Origin of the sequence: Flammeovirga sp. MY04 (genome assembly GCF_001682195.2) — a bacterium.
Classification (GTDB): Bacteria; Bacteroidota; Bacteroidia; order Cytophagales; family Flammeovirgaceae; genus Flammeovirga; species Flammeovirga yaeyamensis.
In genome coordinates, this window is record NZ_CP003561.2 from 2,132,637 (window position 1) to 2,147,932 (window position 15,296).

General features: G+C 35.0%; 14 protein-coding genes. 6 read left to right on the plus strand and 8 right to left on the minus strand.

Translation table 11 applies throughout. From position 1 onward, the window contains the following. Window positions 1-32 precede the first annotated feature (32 nt). The 6 genes from MY04_RS27540 (at window position 33) to MY04_RS27565 (ending at window position 4,159) form a co-directional block, all read left to right on the plus strand. A complete protein-coding gene (locus MY04_RS27540; RefSeq protein ID WP_066216534.1) occupies window positions 33-635 on the plus strand; it encodes a hypothetical protein in 603 nt (200 codons plus the stop codon). Between the two features lie 10 nt (window positions 636-645). Further along, entirely contained in the window at window positions 646-1,017 is a 372-nt protein-coding gene (locus MY04_RS27545; protein WP_066216536.1) for a hypothetical protein, read from the plus strand. Next, window positions 1,014-1,238: a hypothetical protein gene (locus MY04_RS27550; RefSeq protein WP_066216539.1), complete on the plus strand. Its 225-nt coding sequence runs from the start codon at window positions 1,014-1,016 to the stop codon at window positions 1,236-1,238. Before MY04_RS27545 ends, MY04_RS27550 begins: the two co-directional genes overlap by 4 nt. 87 nt (window positions 1,239-1,325) lie before the next feature. Continuing rightward, window positions 1,326-2,123 (plus strand): hypothetical protein, encoded by a 798-nt coding sequence (locus tag MY04_RS27555; protein WP_066216541.1) that lies wholly within the window; start codon window positions 1,326-1,328, stop codon window positions 2,121-2,123. Between the two features lie 182 nt (window positions 2,124-2,305). Next, on the plus strand, window positions 2,306-2,926 hold the full coding sequence (locus MY04_RS27560; RefSeq protein WP_066216543.1) for a hypothetical protein: 621 nt from the start codon (window positions 2,306-2,308) through the stop codon (window positions 2,924-2,926). Between the two features lie 114 nt (window positions 2,927-3,040). Then, window positions 3,041-4,159: a helix-turn-helix domain-containing protein gene (locus tag MY04_RS27565; protein WP_066216545.1), complete on the plus strand. Its 1,119-nt coding sequence runs from the start codon at window positions 3,041-3,043 to the stop codon at window positions 4,157-4,159. Window positions 4,160-4,221: 62 nt separating this feature from the next. Here the strand turns inward: MY04_RS27565 and MY04_RS27570 are convergent, their stop codons facing one another. The 8 genes from MY04_RS27570 to MY04_RS27605 all read right to left on the minus strand — a co-directional run bounded on the left by MY04_RS27570 (window position 4,222) and on the right by MY04_RS27605 (window position 15,170). Next, the gene (locus MY04_RS27570; RefSeq protein WP_066216548.1) at window positions 4,222-5,454 is read right to left on the minus strand and encodes a glycoside hydrolase family 117 protein; all 1,233 of its coding nucleotides are present in this window, start codon (window positions 5,452-5,454) and stop codon (window positions 4,222-4,224) included. 134 nt (window positions 5,455-5,588) lie between these two features. Then, window positions 5,589-6,602 carry an L-rhamnose/proton symporter RhaT gene (locus tag MY04_RS27575; RefSeq protein ID WP_066216551.1) on the minus strand — a complete coding sequence of 338 codons (1,014 nt, stop codon included), beginning with the start codon at window positions 6,600-6,602 and terminating at the stop codon, window positions 5,589-5,591. Between the two features lie 16 nt (window positions 6,603-6,618). Then, complete coding sequence (locus MY04_RS27580) at window positions 6,619-7,659, minus strand: aldose epimerase family protein (protein ID WP_084006185.1); 1,041 nt, start codon at window positions 7,657-7,659, stop codon at window positions 6,619-6,621. A 132-nt stretch (window positions 7,660-7,791) separates the two neighbouring features. After that, window positions 7,792-8,901, minus strand: a complete 1,110-nt coding sequence (locus MY04_RS27585; RefSeq protein ID WP_066216557.1) for a mandelate racemase/muconate lactonizing enzyme family protein — start codon at window positions 8,899-8,901, stop codon at window positions 7,792-7,794. A gap of 79 nt (window positions 8,902-8,980) precedes the next feature. After that, window positions 8,981-10,447 carry an aldehyde dehydrogenase gene (aldA, locus tag MY04_RS27590; protein WP_066216560.1) on the minus strand — a complete coding sequence of 489 codons (1,467 nt, stop codon included), beginning with the start codon at window positions 10,445-10,447 and terminating at the stop codon, window positions 8,981-8,983. Window positions 10,448-10,608: 161 nt separating this feature from the next. Further along, window positions 10,609-11,373 carry an SDR family NAD(P)-dependent oxidoreductase gene (locus MY04_RS27595; protein WP_183363900.1) on the minus strand — a complete coding sequence of 255 codons (765 nt, stop codon included), beginning with the start codon at window positions 11,371-11,373 and terminating at the stop codon, window positions 10,609-10,611. A gap of 168 nt (window positions 11,374-11,541) precedes the next feature. Further along, window positions 11,542-12,564, minus strand: a complete 1,023-nt coding sequence (locus MY04_RS27600) for a zinc-dependent alcohol dehydrogenase (RefSeq protein ID WP_066216566.1) — start codon at window positions 12,562-12,564, stop codon at window positions 11,542-11,544. A gap of 20 nt (window positions 12,565-12,584) precedes the next feature. After that, window positions 12,585-15,170, minus strand: a complete 2,586-nt coding sequence (locus tag MY04_RS27605; protein ID WP_066216864.1) for a sugar-binding domain-containing protein — start codon at window positions 15,168-15,170, stop codon at window positions 12,585-12,587. Between the last annotated feature and the right edge of the window lie 126 nt (window positions 15,171-15,296).

The following is a 15,296-nucleotide window of genomic DNA, read 5'->3' on the forward strand; positions in this document are numbered from 1 at the left end:
ACGCAAAATCTGACCAACACAAATATTAAAACATGAGAAACTCATTGATATTTATTCTTTTCATATTTGGTTGTCAACGGACAGATATTAAACAAAATTTCTCTGTTGAATATTTTTATGTTAATTATGATATTGAAAATTCATTTTTAGTAAATACAGATACAACTAAAGTCGAATTTTTTAATGCTAAAAAGGATAGTATTGAAACATTAACTTACATATATAACCAAGAAAATAATAATGACACTGTCAAAATTTACTTGAAGCAATCACAAGATTATCAACCCAAATATTTTACAAATGGACTTGAGAAAGATAACTATTATTTTGTCTTTGAAGACTCAAAAAAATATATTATTAATGGTAATAATTATGAAGTATTTAAATACTCAAAAAATCCATTAATCATTGATGGTTGTATATCTTATTTTTGGGTTCCAAATTTCGGTATCATTTTAAAACGTTCTTCTACTTGGGAAACTTATCAAAAGTTACAAACAAATGATTTACAACTAAATAATAATTTAAATTTACTAGAAGAAGTAATTTTAAGTGACACAAAATTTAGTAGTGGATGTTTCATAAACTCAATTTATAAACCTGATTCCGACATTCAGATTAAAATTCTTGATTAAATTTAAAATTATGCTACAATTGATAAATAAACTATTCAAGAGAGATGAACTTATTGGAGAATGGAATACAGAAGATGGAAGTGGATTTAGCATAATTATGGGTTCTTGGATAAAGTTTCGAAAAGATGGGTCTGGTCATTTTAAAAGTTGGGCAAATGTTGACGAGGAATCATCTTATAATCTTGATGGAAGTTTTAATTGGAAACGAATAAATGAAAAAACTATTTCTATCCTAGAACACAAATCTGAAAGTATAGAAATCATTGAATATAGAATTGAAAATTCAAATAACAGAACAGTATTAACTAGTAAACAAGAACAAAAAGGTACAGTTAACATTGAAGGTTTTTGGAACTTTTCACAAGTAATGTTTAAATCATGAGAACTTATAAAGTAATATCATTAACTAAATTAGAAGATAATTATTCTGAATTAACAAGAACCTGGTTTGACGTTAAAGTGGTCAATCCAATCGATAACTCTCAATTGGTTTTAAAAAATATTTCATTACCAACTTTTGTAAAAATTAATGATCTTATCTGTCGGAGCGAACACCGTTTTTTTGATGTTATTGATAAAAAAGGAAATCTACTTTACAGATAATTTGATAAGAGTTATATAGAGTTTGAATTACATGAATTAACTACATCAAAAGCAACTATTCATTTTGGCAAGAAATTATTTTATTCCATGAACAAAAAACTAAACTTCATCTTCATTTTATTTATCGTAATAATTCTAACTATACTCACTCAAGTAGGGGGTGTTGTACTTTTGATATCAATAGTATTAGCGGATAAACTTCGATTAAAATCAACCATAAAAAAGAACCTGTTATTTTTTGGTCTTTATCTCATTTTATCATTCAGCTTTATTCCTTTTTTAGCTCATTTATTGGGAAGGGAAAGAATAATTAATACTGAAAAAATATCACCCACAAACTATATGACGGTGCTATTAAATAGAAACTATGTAACACCTGAAATGAATAAGACCTTGGCAGGCTTATCGGATAATTTATCCCAAACTGATATCAAAATAAAGTATTTAGATGCAAATTTTCCTTTTATCAATGGTTTTCCCTTGCTTCCTCATTTAAGTCATAATGATGGAAATAAATTGGATATATCACTTGTTTATCAAACTTTAGATGGACAAATCACTGATTGTTCAAAATCCATAAGTGGTTATGGTGTTTTCGAAGATGTTATTGAAGGAGAAATAAATCAACCTCAGAAATGTCTAAGTGCAGCCTATTTTCAATACGACTATCCTAAATATTTAACTTTAGGTCAAATTAATCTTGATCTTAAATTTTCGGAAATAGGCACTAGAAAATTACTCTTAGCTTTAATTGAACAAAAGGAAGTCAAAAAGATATTCATAGAACCACATTTGAAAAATAGACTTCGTTTATCAAATAAGAAGATAAGATATCACGGTTGTCGAGCAGTGAGGCATGATGATCATATACACTTTCAGATTTAAGAGAATTCATTATGCATATCAAAGACAAATCAATAATAGAAAAGCTAAACAATTCTAGAGTGAGCATTGAAGATAAACTTTATTTAATAGCTCGTAGTATTGAGGCATTGATAGAATAATAAAAAATATGTAATTTGTATTTCAGTATAACTATTCTACTAACACTTCAATATTTATATATCATGCAAAAACTAATTGTTATAAGCATTCTTCTGCTCATTTTAGGATGTAATTCAAGAGAATCAAAAAATAATAATTCATCAAAGAAAGGAACTACAACACAAGAAACACCAGAAGTATTTCAAGAAAAGAATATTATTGAACAATATAAAGCAAGAGCTAGAGGCAGAGGAAATCTATTTTACCAATTGTACAGTGAAGCTCTTGAAAAAGATAAAAACCTTCGGAAAATTGAAAATGATTATTTGTTAATGAGGGAAGCTCAAGAAAATAACCTAAAAAAATATAATAAATTTAATAATAGTAATAATTATTATTACGCTGAGGCTCATGACTTTATACATACTATTTTAGATTCAACTATACGAATGGAAGTAATGCAATTGGTAGAGGAATCCAAAAAAAAGTACTCCCATAGTGTTTCTGAACAAGAAAAAATCAAAAACTCTGTAATTAAAAATAGTAACACGATAGAAGATTTACATAAAGTGTTGCAAGTTGTAGTGACTTTAAAAATGATAGAAAACTATCAAAATAATGAAATGGAATCCGGTCAATCAATTGAAAATATAATTCAAGATCAGGAAAACTTTATTAAAGAGCTCAAAAAGAATATCAAATAGTTAGCTACACACATAAGGGTAGTATCACATAAAAAATCATAATTAAATAAGTGATTTATTGGAAAGTACAAACTGATTGTTCAATTTTGCAACAACGTTACATTACTAAATTTAATGAAAGAGATACTACCACTACTAACCTTGATCGGAGCTACCAACGGATTATTTCTGTCTGTATATTTATCATTTCAAAAAGGTCTATCAGTTCAAGGAAAATTATTGATTACAACATTGCTTATTTGGTGTTTTGTAAGCTTGATGTTTGCTTTACGCAAGATTCTGCCTGATGAACAATATTTGATATTTGCTTCTTTAGGTTCAAGCATAACCACATTTATATACCCTACCTTTTATTTATTCTTGGAAACGGGAGTCAATAAAATGTTCAAACTAAAGAAGAATGTGTTTTTACATTTTATCGTTCCGAGCGTTTTCTTTCTTGTTACCCTTCCCATTATCTATTGGGACTTTTCTTTATTGTTCACGGGTGAATTAATCGAAAATACTCCATACATAAAGAAAGTAAATCTGTTTCAAGACTATTTCAATGCCACAATTGGGATCGTTTACCTCATTTACTTTGCATCAAAACATCTAAACAAAAATGCACTTCATTTAAAATGGTGGAAAACGAGAACAGGGGTATATACTTCTATCGCCTTATTGTATTTGTTTGTACATAATTTTGGGGCCTACGGTGTTTTGGCTAAATCGTATGATTTACCACTATCAAATATTGGATTCCCTGTCTATTACCTTTCTTTTTCAGCTACTATTTACCTTATTTTCCATTGGGTAATTTCCAATAAAATTGAAGTATTTATCAATAAAGAAGAAATTATACTACAAGAAAAAGAGAGAGTTACTGAGGGAAAACTAAAAGAGGATTTGGATAAAATTATTCGATATATTGAAAATGAAAAACCGTTTTTAAGTAATGAAATCACACTCACTTCCTTGGCTCAAGAAGTGATGTTGAACCGTTCAAGAGTGTCGTTTGTGATCAATGAAGGCTTAAAAATGAACTTCAATGAGATGATTAGTCATTATCGAATAGTCGAGGCAAAACGAATATTACTCACGGAAGAAGGCCGATCGATGAAACTCGAAGTATTAGCAAAAGCCTCTGGTTTTAATTCCAAAACTACTTTTAATCGAGCATTTAAAGACATCGTAGAAATGACTCCGAGTGAATATAAAAAGTGGATTGAAAAAGAAGAATTCAGTTATTAAAAAAAATGCACAGCTCAATTTCTCGAGCTGTGCATCATATATACATCAATTAGAACAATTGCTTATCTCGTTGCTTTTGCTTGTTTAGCAGTTTGTTCGTTTTTCGCTTTATGCGATGTTTTACGCTTTCCTGCAAAACGACGGATATGTTGGTAATCATAATTCACATACTTGTGAGTAAGACCCCATCCAAAGATGCCAAAACCTTCGTTATTGTTTAATTCTCTGTTAAGACCCATTGCATGAGGTGCACCAGGAATAGACGCCATAATATTAAAGTTAATACCATCTGCAGCAAACTGAACAGTACCTTTTTCAGGACCATCAGTTGTAATTAGAGACATGATACCATCTTTATGTTTCCATACACAAATCTCGTGACCAGAGTTTGAGATTGGGTTGTAAGGCGACTTCACATAAGGTCCAAGTGGATTGTCTGCAATAGCAACACCATGACGAATCTGACGTCCACCAAATGTAATTGCCTCACCCATTTGCTCCCCTTTGTAGTACAAATAGAATTTACCTTTGAAAGGAATGATACATGGATCGTGTACTTTATGAGAATCGAAATCACCTTTCTTCTCTACTAAGAAACGGTCTTGAGTTGTCCCTTTCCAAACACCATTGTTAGCAGGGCTTAAGATAGGCTCTTCTAACTTTTTAAATGGACCATTTGGAGATTCAGACCATGCCAAACCCACTTGATTCTTTGTTCTTACATCATATGGCGATTTGATTGTTTGATAACATAAGTAGTACTTTCCTTCGTGCTCCATAATTTCTGGAGTGAAAACAGAACGGTCATCAAACTTACCTTTTTCTCCTCTTAGTACTGCTGGACCTTCTTCTTTCCAAGTCCAACCATCTTCTGATGTTGCGTACCATATATCACAACGGTCCCAAGGGAATACTTTATCATTTTCGATATCACCACCAAAACCGTCAGTTTTACCAACAGACTTAGAGTAATACACATAATATTTTCCATCGACATGAAGCAAAGCAGAAGGATCACGTCTTACCACGCCTTCTTCGTATGCCAAGTCTCCTTTTAAATCATGTACTGAAAATTCACCGAACCATTCGTTCGTTAACGAATCAGGCCAATCCAATGCTCTTTTAGAAGCTGCACTTAAATGATTTACATCTGTAATACCTAAGAAATCTAATTTCTCCTGTGATACATGTGTGTAGTCTTTCACCTCAGCTTGTGGTGCTGTAGGCTTTGTGCAAGAAGAAAGAATACTTGCACCGATCAATACTGATCCTGCTAAAAATTTAATCGCTTTCATGATAAAAAAATGTGGTGAAGCATCACCTTTATTTGAATGATTGATGTTGGATACACTTACTTAAAAGTGTAACCGATATTTATTTTGATGATTAGTAGGGACGTTCCATTGTAACGTCCCTTCAAACCATTTGTCTAAACTGTACCTAAGCTATTGCCAAAAGCAATCACTGTAATCCCTACGATCATACATGCTAACCCCAAATAAAGTGATGTTTTCGCTTTCTTTGGAGCGGTAATCCATTCTTTTGTAATGATACCTCCTACAATGGCAACCCCAACAGATACCGTATTGAAAATAGCATATCCTACAGTACCTCCTGTTGAACCTAAAGTAAAGGCTGCAAAACCAAATAATGCTGAAGCAGAGAAGTTAAAAATACCCATTACAGTAGCTAAAACTGTATTTCTTGGGAATTGTGGAGTGACAAAATTGCCCCATAATTTCTTCTTTGTTAATTGGTAAGAGAAATAAGAAGCGATAGAAATACCACCAAAAACATAAATGATATACATTACAATAATTGCACTTACCCACTCAGGGTTGCCTGCTGCAACACTTGCCTCGTGAATCACACCTGCACCTACTGAGTTCGCGTAGTTAAAACCTGTTGCTAATAATCCACCCACTACAGCAATAGAAATACCCGTGATCATGTTATCACTTTTCACTTCCTCGCCTTTATCATCTTCTTTTTGCTTTAAAAGACCTGCTCTACCGTTACTCATTACCCCGAATAATACAATCAGGATACCTAACATGATCGTAGCGAATACTTGAAATTCAGGTATACCATCAATCATAAATGGAATAAGAGAACCAATTAAAATAATGGTACCAATAAACAAAGAAAAACCAAGTGATAAACCAATGTAGTTAATGGCTTTACCCCACATCATTACACCAATACCCCATAGGAAAGAGGCAACAGCCATACCGATCATTACATTGGTAGGTACTGCAGCTAGAATATCGCCGAAGTTATCTACTAAGAAATAAACGGCAATGTTAGGAATAATAAATGTGTTGATGGCGAAGAATAAACCCCACGTATTTTCGAATTCAAATTCTTTCGTAAACTTTTCTGGTAATGCATAAAGACCGAGCATCAGTCCTGCAAAAATCGACCATAAAACTCCTTCAATCATGACTTATAATGTTTTGTTATTTAAATGAATAGACTGTTGTTGATGTGTAAGGCTCCTCTGGCGTTGTGAAAGGTTTAGGAGCTCCATCGATGTTAGGACCATTTGGATATCTATGTGTCTCACAACAGAATGCTTTATATCTTCCAAATTGGTCACCGCTTTCTCTTTGTAGTTCGTTAGAAGTGAAATACCCTGTATAAAATAACATACCTGGTTCGGTAGTTGAAATCTCTAAAGTAATACCTGTGTCGTCATTATTAAATGAAGCCACATTACGTAAAGTATCTTTTTCGTCAAATAAGAAATAGTGTTCACAGCCTGTTTCTAATTCCTCAAAAACCTCTGCTAGTTTCTTTCCTTCTTTTAAGTCCAATACTGTTCCTCCTACATTTTCAATCTCTCCCACTGGAACATTTGTTGGATCTGCTTTTAAGAAGCTATCTGCTAAAATTTTAGCTGTATGTCCGCCCACCGTTTCTTTAAATCCTGATAGATTAAAATAGGTGTGGTTGGTTAAAGATATAGGTGTTTTCTTATCGGTCGTCGCATGATAAGAAATCTCTAAATTGTTGTTTTGTGATAAAGTAAAAGTCACTTCGATAGTTACATTTCCAGGGAAGCCTTCTTCCATATGTTCACTTGTTTTTTGGAAAGTAATACTATCGGCAACTTCACTTGATAATTCGTTGACACAAGTCCAAATTTGCTTGTCTAAACCTTTAATGCCTCCATGTAAATGATTTGGACCATCATTGGTTGCCAACGTGTATTCTACTCCATCTACTGCAAATTTTCCATCTTTTATTCTTGAAGCAAAACGACCAACAGTACATCCAAAATAGGGAGCATTCGCTTTATAGGCATCCGAAAAATATCCATCTAATTGATCAAAACCACAAGCTACTTGGGTTAAGCCATCCTGTTTATTAGGAACTTTTAATGAGGTGATCGTTGCACCAAGTGTCATAATTTTGACACTCATTCCATTTCGATTTGATAATTCGTATTGGTGTACTTCGTGTCCCTCATGTACCCCAAATAATTGTTGTTTGATCATGATGTGTAATGTTGGTAGTATTTAATTCATTTCTTTTAGATAATGTATATGCGTAGGGACGTTGCAGTGCAACGTCCGTACATGTGCATATCACATTTTATATTTTTTAAAGCTCATTGAATGAACTTTTTATTATGCAAATTCTTGTGGTTTCACTTCAAAAGGAGCTAATTTTTCCCAATCAAAGACTACACCTGTACCTGGTTCATCAGAAGCTACAGCTCTATAATTTTCTACTACTAGAGGTCTAGTCGTATACTCATCAATAGGGAAACTATGTACTTCTAACCAACCTGAATTTTCCTGTGATGATACAAGACTTACATGAAGTTCTTGCATACCATGAGAACAAACAGGTATATTATTTTCTTTTGCCAATTTCGCTGCTCTTAACCACCCTGTTACACCCCCGCAATTTGATGCATCTGGCTGAACAAATGATAATTTAGATTGCTCCATGGCATATTCAAATTCATGAATAGTATGTAGGTTTTCACCCATAGCCAACGGTACCCCAGTTTTCTCTGTTATTTCCGCATAACCTTTGTAATTATCTGGAATGATTGGTTCTTCAAACCAAGTAATATTATAAGGTTTAAATCTTTCAGCACATTCTATTGCTTTCTCGATAGACATTGAATAATTGGCATCGACCATAAATGTGATATCGTCTCCAATATATTCTCTTACTGCTTTGATTCTTTGGATGTCTTCATCAAGGTTCTCACGACCAATTTTGATTTTCACCGCATTGAAACCTCTATCCATATACGATTGCATATTGTTTAGAAGCTTTTCAATTGGGAACATCAAATCGATACCTCCACAATATGCCTTACATGTGTTACCTTGTCCACCTGCCATTTTCCATAGTGGTTGATCAGCCATTTTACATTTGATATCCCAAAGGGCAATATCTACTGCTGACATTGCAAATGAAGAGATACCTCCACGACCTACGTAGTGGATATGCCACTCCATAAAATCATATACTTTTTCGATATCTGCTCCGTCTTGACCAAGAATTGCAGGTGCAATATCATAATCCAACATGGCTTTGATCGACTTGCCGCCCTTACCACCTGTGTAAGTATAACCTGTACCTTCAACGCCATTTTCCAACGTAATCGTCGTCGTCACTAACTCAAAATGGTAATGATCACCATGCTTAGCATCTGACAATACCTCTGGTAGTGGCACCTCGAATAACCTTGTTTTTATATCTTTAATTGCTGTACTCATCTTTTTTTAGGTAGTAGGTAGCAGGTAGCAGGTAGTAGGTTTGAATTGCTACCTACTACTTACTACCTGCTACATAATTTTAGTATTTCACGTAGAATGTTTTCTTCTCCATGTATTGCTCGAAGCCGTATTTACCGTCTTCTCCACCTGTACCACTTAGTTTGTAACCATTGTGGAAACCTTGGTGTTGCTCACCATGACCTCTGTTTACGTAGATCTCTCCAAATTCAAGATCGTCGTTTAGGCTCATGATTGTGTTGATATCTCTTGTGAATACCATTGCAGCTAAACCAAACTCACAATCGTTTGCGTTTTCAACTACTTCATCGTATTCTTTGAATTTCAATACTGGCAGAATTGGTCCGAATGACTCTTCATGAACGATCGTCATGTCTTGAGTTACATCAGTAATGATGGTTGGCTCGAACCAGAATCCTTTTTGGAACTCAGCACCTTCAGGTTTTTTACCACCTGTAGCAATTGTAGCACCTTCTTCGATAGATTTAGCTACTAAGTGTTCCATATTTTTAACTTCAGAAGCATTCACTTTAGGTCCCATAGTGACCGATCTGTCTAATGGGTTACCTACTTTTATTGCTTTTACTTTTTCCATGAAACGCTCCATGAATACATCGTAAATAGCTTCGTGAACATACATTCTTTCGTTACAAGTACATACCTGACCACAGTTATCAAAACGTGAGTTGAAACAAGCATCTACTGCTAAATCTATATCAGCATCAGGGAAGACAATGGCTGGTGCTTTACCACCCAATTCCAATTGAACGTGAGCCAAATGTTCTGAAGCTGTTTTAAAGATTTGCTGACCCGCAGGAGTTGAACCTGTCATCGTTACCATTTTAGTAATCGGGTTAGCCACTAATGCGTTACCCAATACTCTACCTTTACCTGTTACAATATTGATAAGACCAGCAGGGATACCTACTTTCTCTGCAATAAAACCAAGTTCTAGAGTAGCTAATGGTGTTTCTTGAGTTGGTTTTACTACAATAGCATTACCTGCTACTAAAGCTGGACCAATCTTTCTACCTGCTAAAGCCAATGGGAAGTTCCATGCTGTAATGGCAACAATAACTCCTCTTGGGATTTTTTGAATCCAAATTTGTTCTTTTGGATTGCTTGAAGGCATAATATCACCTTCTATACTTCTTGCACCATCGCAAGCATATTCGATAAAAGTAGCGGTTACTTCTACTTCCATTTCGGCCACTGAAATCAGTTTACCTTGCTCACGTGATAATAAATTTGATAAATATGGTTTGTTTGCTCTAATTTCTGCTGCAAACTTACGCATTAAGTTCGCACGTTCTATAGATGGTAATTTCTTCCATTCTTTTTGTGCTCTTTCTGCTGCTTGTAATGCTAATTCTGCTTCGTGTTCTGCACCCATCTGCACAACACCTACTACGTCCTCGTTAATTGGACTTAATACGTTTTCAGTTTCTCCTGATGTAGCTTTAATCCACTTACCATCGATAAACAGATCATAGTTTTTTACTTCTGCTGCTGCTAATGTTTCTGACATAGTTATTTCGTTTTAAGGTTAGAACATGTTTAAAACATCAAAATGTCTTAAACATGCTCTAGAATATGGTTCATATTTAACTGAAAAAAGGAGGACTGTAATTTGATGAAATTGATATCGGACAGCCCCCTTTTCCATCATTCAAATTATATATATTCAGATTATCTACCCATCCATCCGCCGTCTACCAGCATGATGCTACCGTGCATATAAGCTGCAGCTGGAGAAGCTAAGAACACAACTGGACCTGCGAAATCTTCTGGGTTACCCCATCTTCCTGCAGGAATTCTTGCTAGAATAGATTGTGATCTTTCAGGGTCATTTCTTAACGCCTCAGTGTTATCAGTAGAGATATAACCTGGTGCAATTGCATTTACGTTTACACCTTTACCTGCCCACTCGTTAGCAAATGCCATTACTAATTGGCCAACTGCACCTTTAGATGCTGCATAACCTGGAACTGTAATACCACCTTGGAAAGTAAGTAATGAAGCGGTGAAAATCACTTTACCTGATCCTCTTGCTACCATTTCTTTACCAATCTCACGAGTCAAAATAAATTGAGCGTTTTGGTTCACCTCAATTACTTTATCCCACATTTCATCTGGGTGTTCTGCTGCTGGAGTACGAAGAATTGTACCTGCATTGTTCACCAAAATATCAATTTGAGGATGGTTTGCTTTTACTGTCATAATGAAGTTATATAACGACTTACGATCAGAAAAATCACATTGGTAAGCAGAGAAGTTTTTACCTCTTGCTTTCACTTCTTTCTCCACCTCACTTCCTTCTAACTCTAATGAAGCTGAAACACCAATCACGTCAGCTCCCGCTTCTGCTAGACCGATCGCCATAGCTTTACCAATACCTCTTTTACATCCAGTAACTAAAGCTACTTTACCTTCTAATTGGAAATTATTTAGGATACTCATTTTGTTCTGTTGTTTGTTGGATTGAAAAGGATTGATGATTTAGGAGGGGTTCGCGATTTCTATATCCCTTACCATCAATCCTATCAACCTATAATCTTTAATGTTTATATCAGTTATTTGATAGTATATCCGATTATCGCCTATCGACTATCAAACAGTTTTTTAGTTGTCGTTACATTTGATTAGATACTTCATCCCTTCTGGATTTTGATCGATCTCATCAAATACAGCTTGGATGTTGTCTAAATCATCCACTTTAGTGATTAATTGCTCGAAAGGAACAAATCCAGAATCCGCAATTCTAATCGCTTCTTCGTAATCATCCTCTTCGTATAAACGAGCGCCAAGAAGTTCGATTTCTGACCAGAAGAATTTGAATAAATCCACTTTCTTTTGCTCTCCACCGTGAATGGCTACCATCACGATTCTACCTCTAACGTTGACTACCTCTGTCATTGTTTGTACACCTGGCGCAGAACCTGACACCTCAAATGCACAGTCAATCATTTTTTCGTTCGTTAACTCAGAGATTCTTTCGTTTAAGTTTTCTTTGGCAGGATTAATTGTGGCAAAACCCAGCTCATTCAACATTTTCAAACGCGTTTCATTTACTTCAGAAATGAAAACATTTGCCCCTTTTTCTTTCAATACATAACCGATTAATGTTCCGATTGGACCACCACCGATAACTAAACAATTTTCGCCTTCTTGAACACGACCAATTTTTACATCGTGACAAGCTACTGCTAATGGCTCGATAAACGCACCATGCATTAAGCTTAATTGCTCTGGTAATTTATGCAATGTATACGCAGGAACTGTCCATGAATTTTGGAATGCTCCGCTAGAGTCGATACCAATAAATTTTAAGTTCTTACCAACATGCTTATGTCCTTTATCAAATGGGTGTTCCTCGCCAAAATGTAAAGGACGAACAGCTACCTTATCGCCTACTTTTACATTGGTTACACCTTCACCAACTTCTGCAACAACAGCAGAAGCCTCATGTCCTACAGTTTGTGGAGGGCTAACTCTTTGGTCCATCACACCATGGAAAATGTGTACATCTGTACCACACACTCCACAGTAAGCTACATCCAAACGTACTTCACCTTTTCCAGGAGCGATAATTTTACCTTCTCCTACACTGATTTTTCCTTTTGATTCATAGAATGCTGCTTTCATCTCTTTTGTATTTATATTGTTTAGTTCAATTCTGCTACTATGTCGTCTTTTTTGTTTTTGTCTTCACCGATAGATAGTAAAACTCTATCTGATGATAACCCATCTACTGTTGCTTTTACCTCTACTTTACCCGATTGTTCAGTAGATTGTAAAACAAGTAATGCACGACCTTTATCCGTTTCTATTTTTCTTAGCGTATGATTTTGAATATTGGTATTTGAACCATTATCCACCCCTAAGTCTCTTAAATATTCTGGAATTTCGAAGTTGATTACTCTTTCAACATTTCTGACAGGGTTACCTTGTGCGTCGACCAACTGGGCAACAACATGAGCAACGTCGTATTGATTGTTTGAAAGTTCGTTTCTGTCAATTTCTAATTTTACTGCAACAGGTTTACCTGCAGTAATCAGTTTTGTTTCTGTTGTGATGCCATCTTTCTTACCAATAGCAGATAATTCCCCTTTTTCGAATGGTACCGCCCACTTATAAATGTGGTCTTGGTATTCTGCTAAAGTTCTCTTACCTAAGCTTTTTTCGTTTAAGAAAAGTTCGATTTCATCACAGTTAGAGTAAAGCTCAACACTAATCATTTCACCTTCAGTATAATTCCAGTGATTGTTTACGTCGTGCCATTCCCAAAGAGCAGTTTCCCACGCTTTAGAATCTTTTGCTACTAATTTCCCTGTCTTTTTATCAATTTTATTAATTGATTTAGCCAAAGTCTGTGTAGCTATATATGTATGAGGTTTATCCGTCCATAACGTTTTAATCATTTGATAAGACGGTTTAGGGAAACCTGCAAAATCAACCATTCCGGCATCATTACCTTTATTCGGCCAAGGTGCTCTGATTTCTCCAAGATAGTTAATACCAGTCCAGAAGAAAGTACCTGCAATAAACGGTCGATCCATAATTGCCTTCCACTCATGATATTGAGCAAGGTTTTCCGTACCCATAATTACTTTATCAGGGTAGTTTTTGTGACCATAGTCGTAAAGTACTCTTCTGTAGCTGTATCCCACAATGTCTAACGATTTACCATAGTCAGTTTCATGTGAGGCGGAGGGTAAAATACAGTTTGCTGTAACAGGGCGGGTAATATCCATTTCTTTCGTCCACTTAGCCAATTTCGCAGCTGTGGTACCGATATCATACTTTAGAGTTGGAATACGTTGTAACTCGCTTTGGATTTTCTCTTTCGAATAAGGAGACTTCGACCAGAAATAATTACCATTCCAATTCATGTTATTAAAAAAGCCTGTAGCTTGTGAAATTCTAGGGTAAGTCCACTCAATTTCGTTACCAATACTCCACTGGAAAATCGAAGGGTGATTTCTATGTGATAACATCACCGCTTTAAGATCTTTTTCAGCATACTCTTGGAAGTAATTAGCATAACCTTCAGTTTCTTGATTTTGAGATTGCTCTTTTTGATTCCATCTCTTGTCCTTAGGGTAATCCCACTCATCAAAGAATTCATCTTGAACAAGAAAACCCATTTCATCACAAAGATCTAGGAATTCGTTTGAACCAGGGTTATGTGCAATTCTAATCGCATTACAACCTCCATCTTTTAATACTTGTAACCTTCTTCTCCACACATCTTTAGGAACAGCCGTACCAACAAGACCACCGTCATGGTGCAAGCAGACTCCTTTAATTTTCATGTTTTGTCCGTTCAAGAAAAATCCGGAGTCTGCATTAAATTCAATGCTTCTTACACCAAAGTTGTTTGTTAGTTCATCGATCTGTCCATTATCAACTATAAGTTTAGTTTTAGCTACATAGAGATTAGGGTTGTCCACACCCCAAAGCTCAGGTCTTTCGATAATCGCTTCTTGAGAAACTGAAGTTGTTTCACCTGCTTTTACCAATTTCTTTTCAGAAACTTCCGCTACTAATTTTCCATTTTTAGAGTAAAGTTCTGTTTTAATTGTTACGTTTTTATCTATTGAATAACCATTATTAATATCTGTTACAATACTAACTGTTGCCTTTTCTTCAGATACTTCTGGAGTAGTAATAAATGATCCCCAAATTGGTATATGAAGTTTATCTGTCACTACTAACTCTACATTTCTATAGATACCTGCCCCAGTGTACCATCTACTATCAGCATAATTGCTATGGTCCACTTTAACTGCAAGAGTATTTTCTTTGTTCTTTTTCAAATAAGGAGTTAAGTCGTAGAAAAACGGTGAGTAACCATAAGGATGGAACCCTAATTTATTTCCGTTTAAGTAGACCTCAGATTTATTATATACACCATCGAATAAGATAAATGCATTTTGATTTTCTGTAAGGTCTAATTTAAATGTCTTTTTGTACCAGCCGATACCTCCACCATAAATGTATCCTGTGGCAGGAGCAAATTCAGCATTAGCGGAGTCGTAATCATTTCCAATCACCCAATCGTGAGGTAATCTTACATTTTTCCACTGCTCATTAGTCACATCTGTTAATTTCGATTCTTTTTGATTGATGTCTAGGAGAGCGAACTGCCAATCAAAATTGAAATCGGATGTACGTTCCACATCAGAGGGTGTCGACTGACATCCCCAAAGGAGTACAACTGATAATAATATAAAGCAAAAATTTCTCATTTCTTCTTTCACTTGTCTTTCTTGATTTTTAAAAAGTTCTCCCTTCTTTAAATGGATAGTTGTTGAGGTATATATCACACACTACCGTGCCTTTTGAAGTTTGTACCTGATTAGTTTAAATCAGAG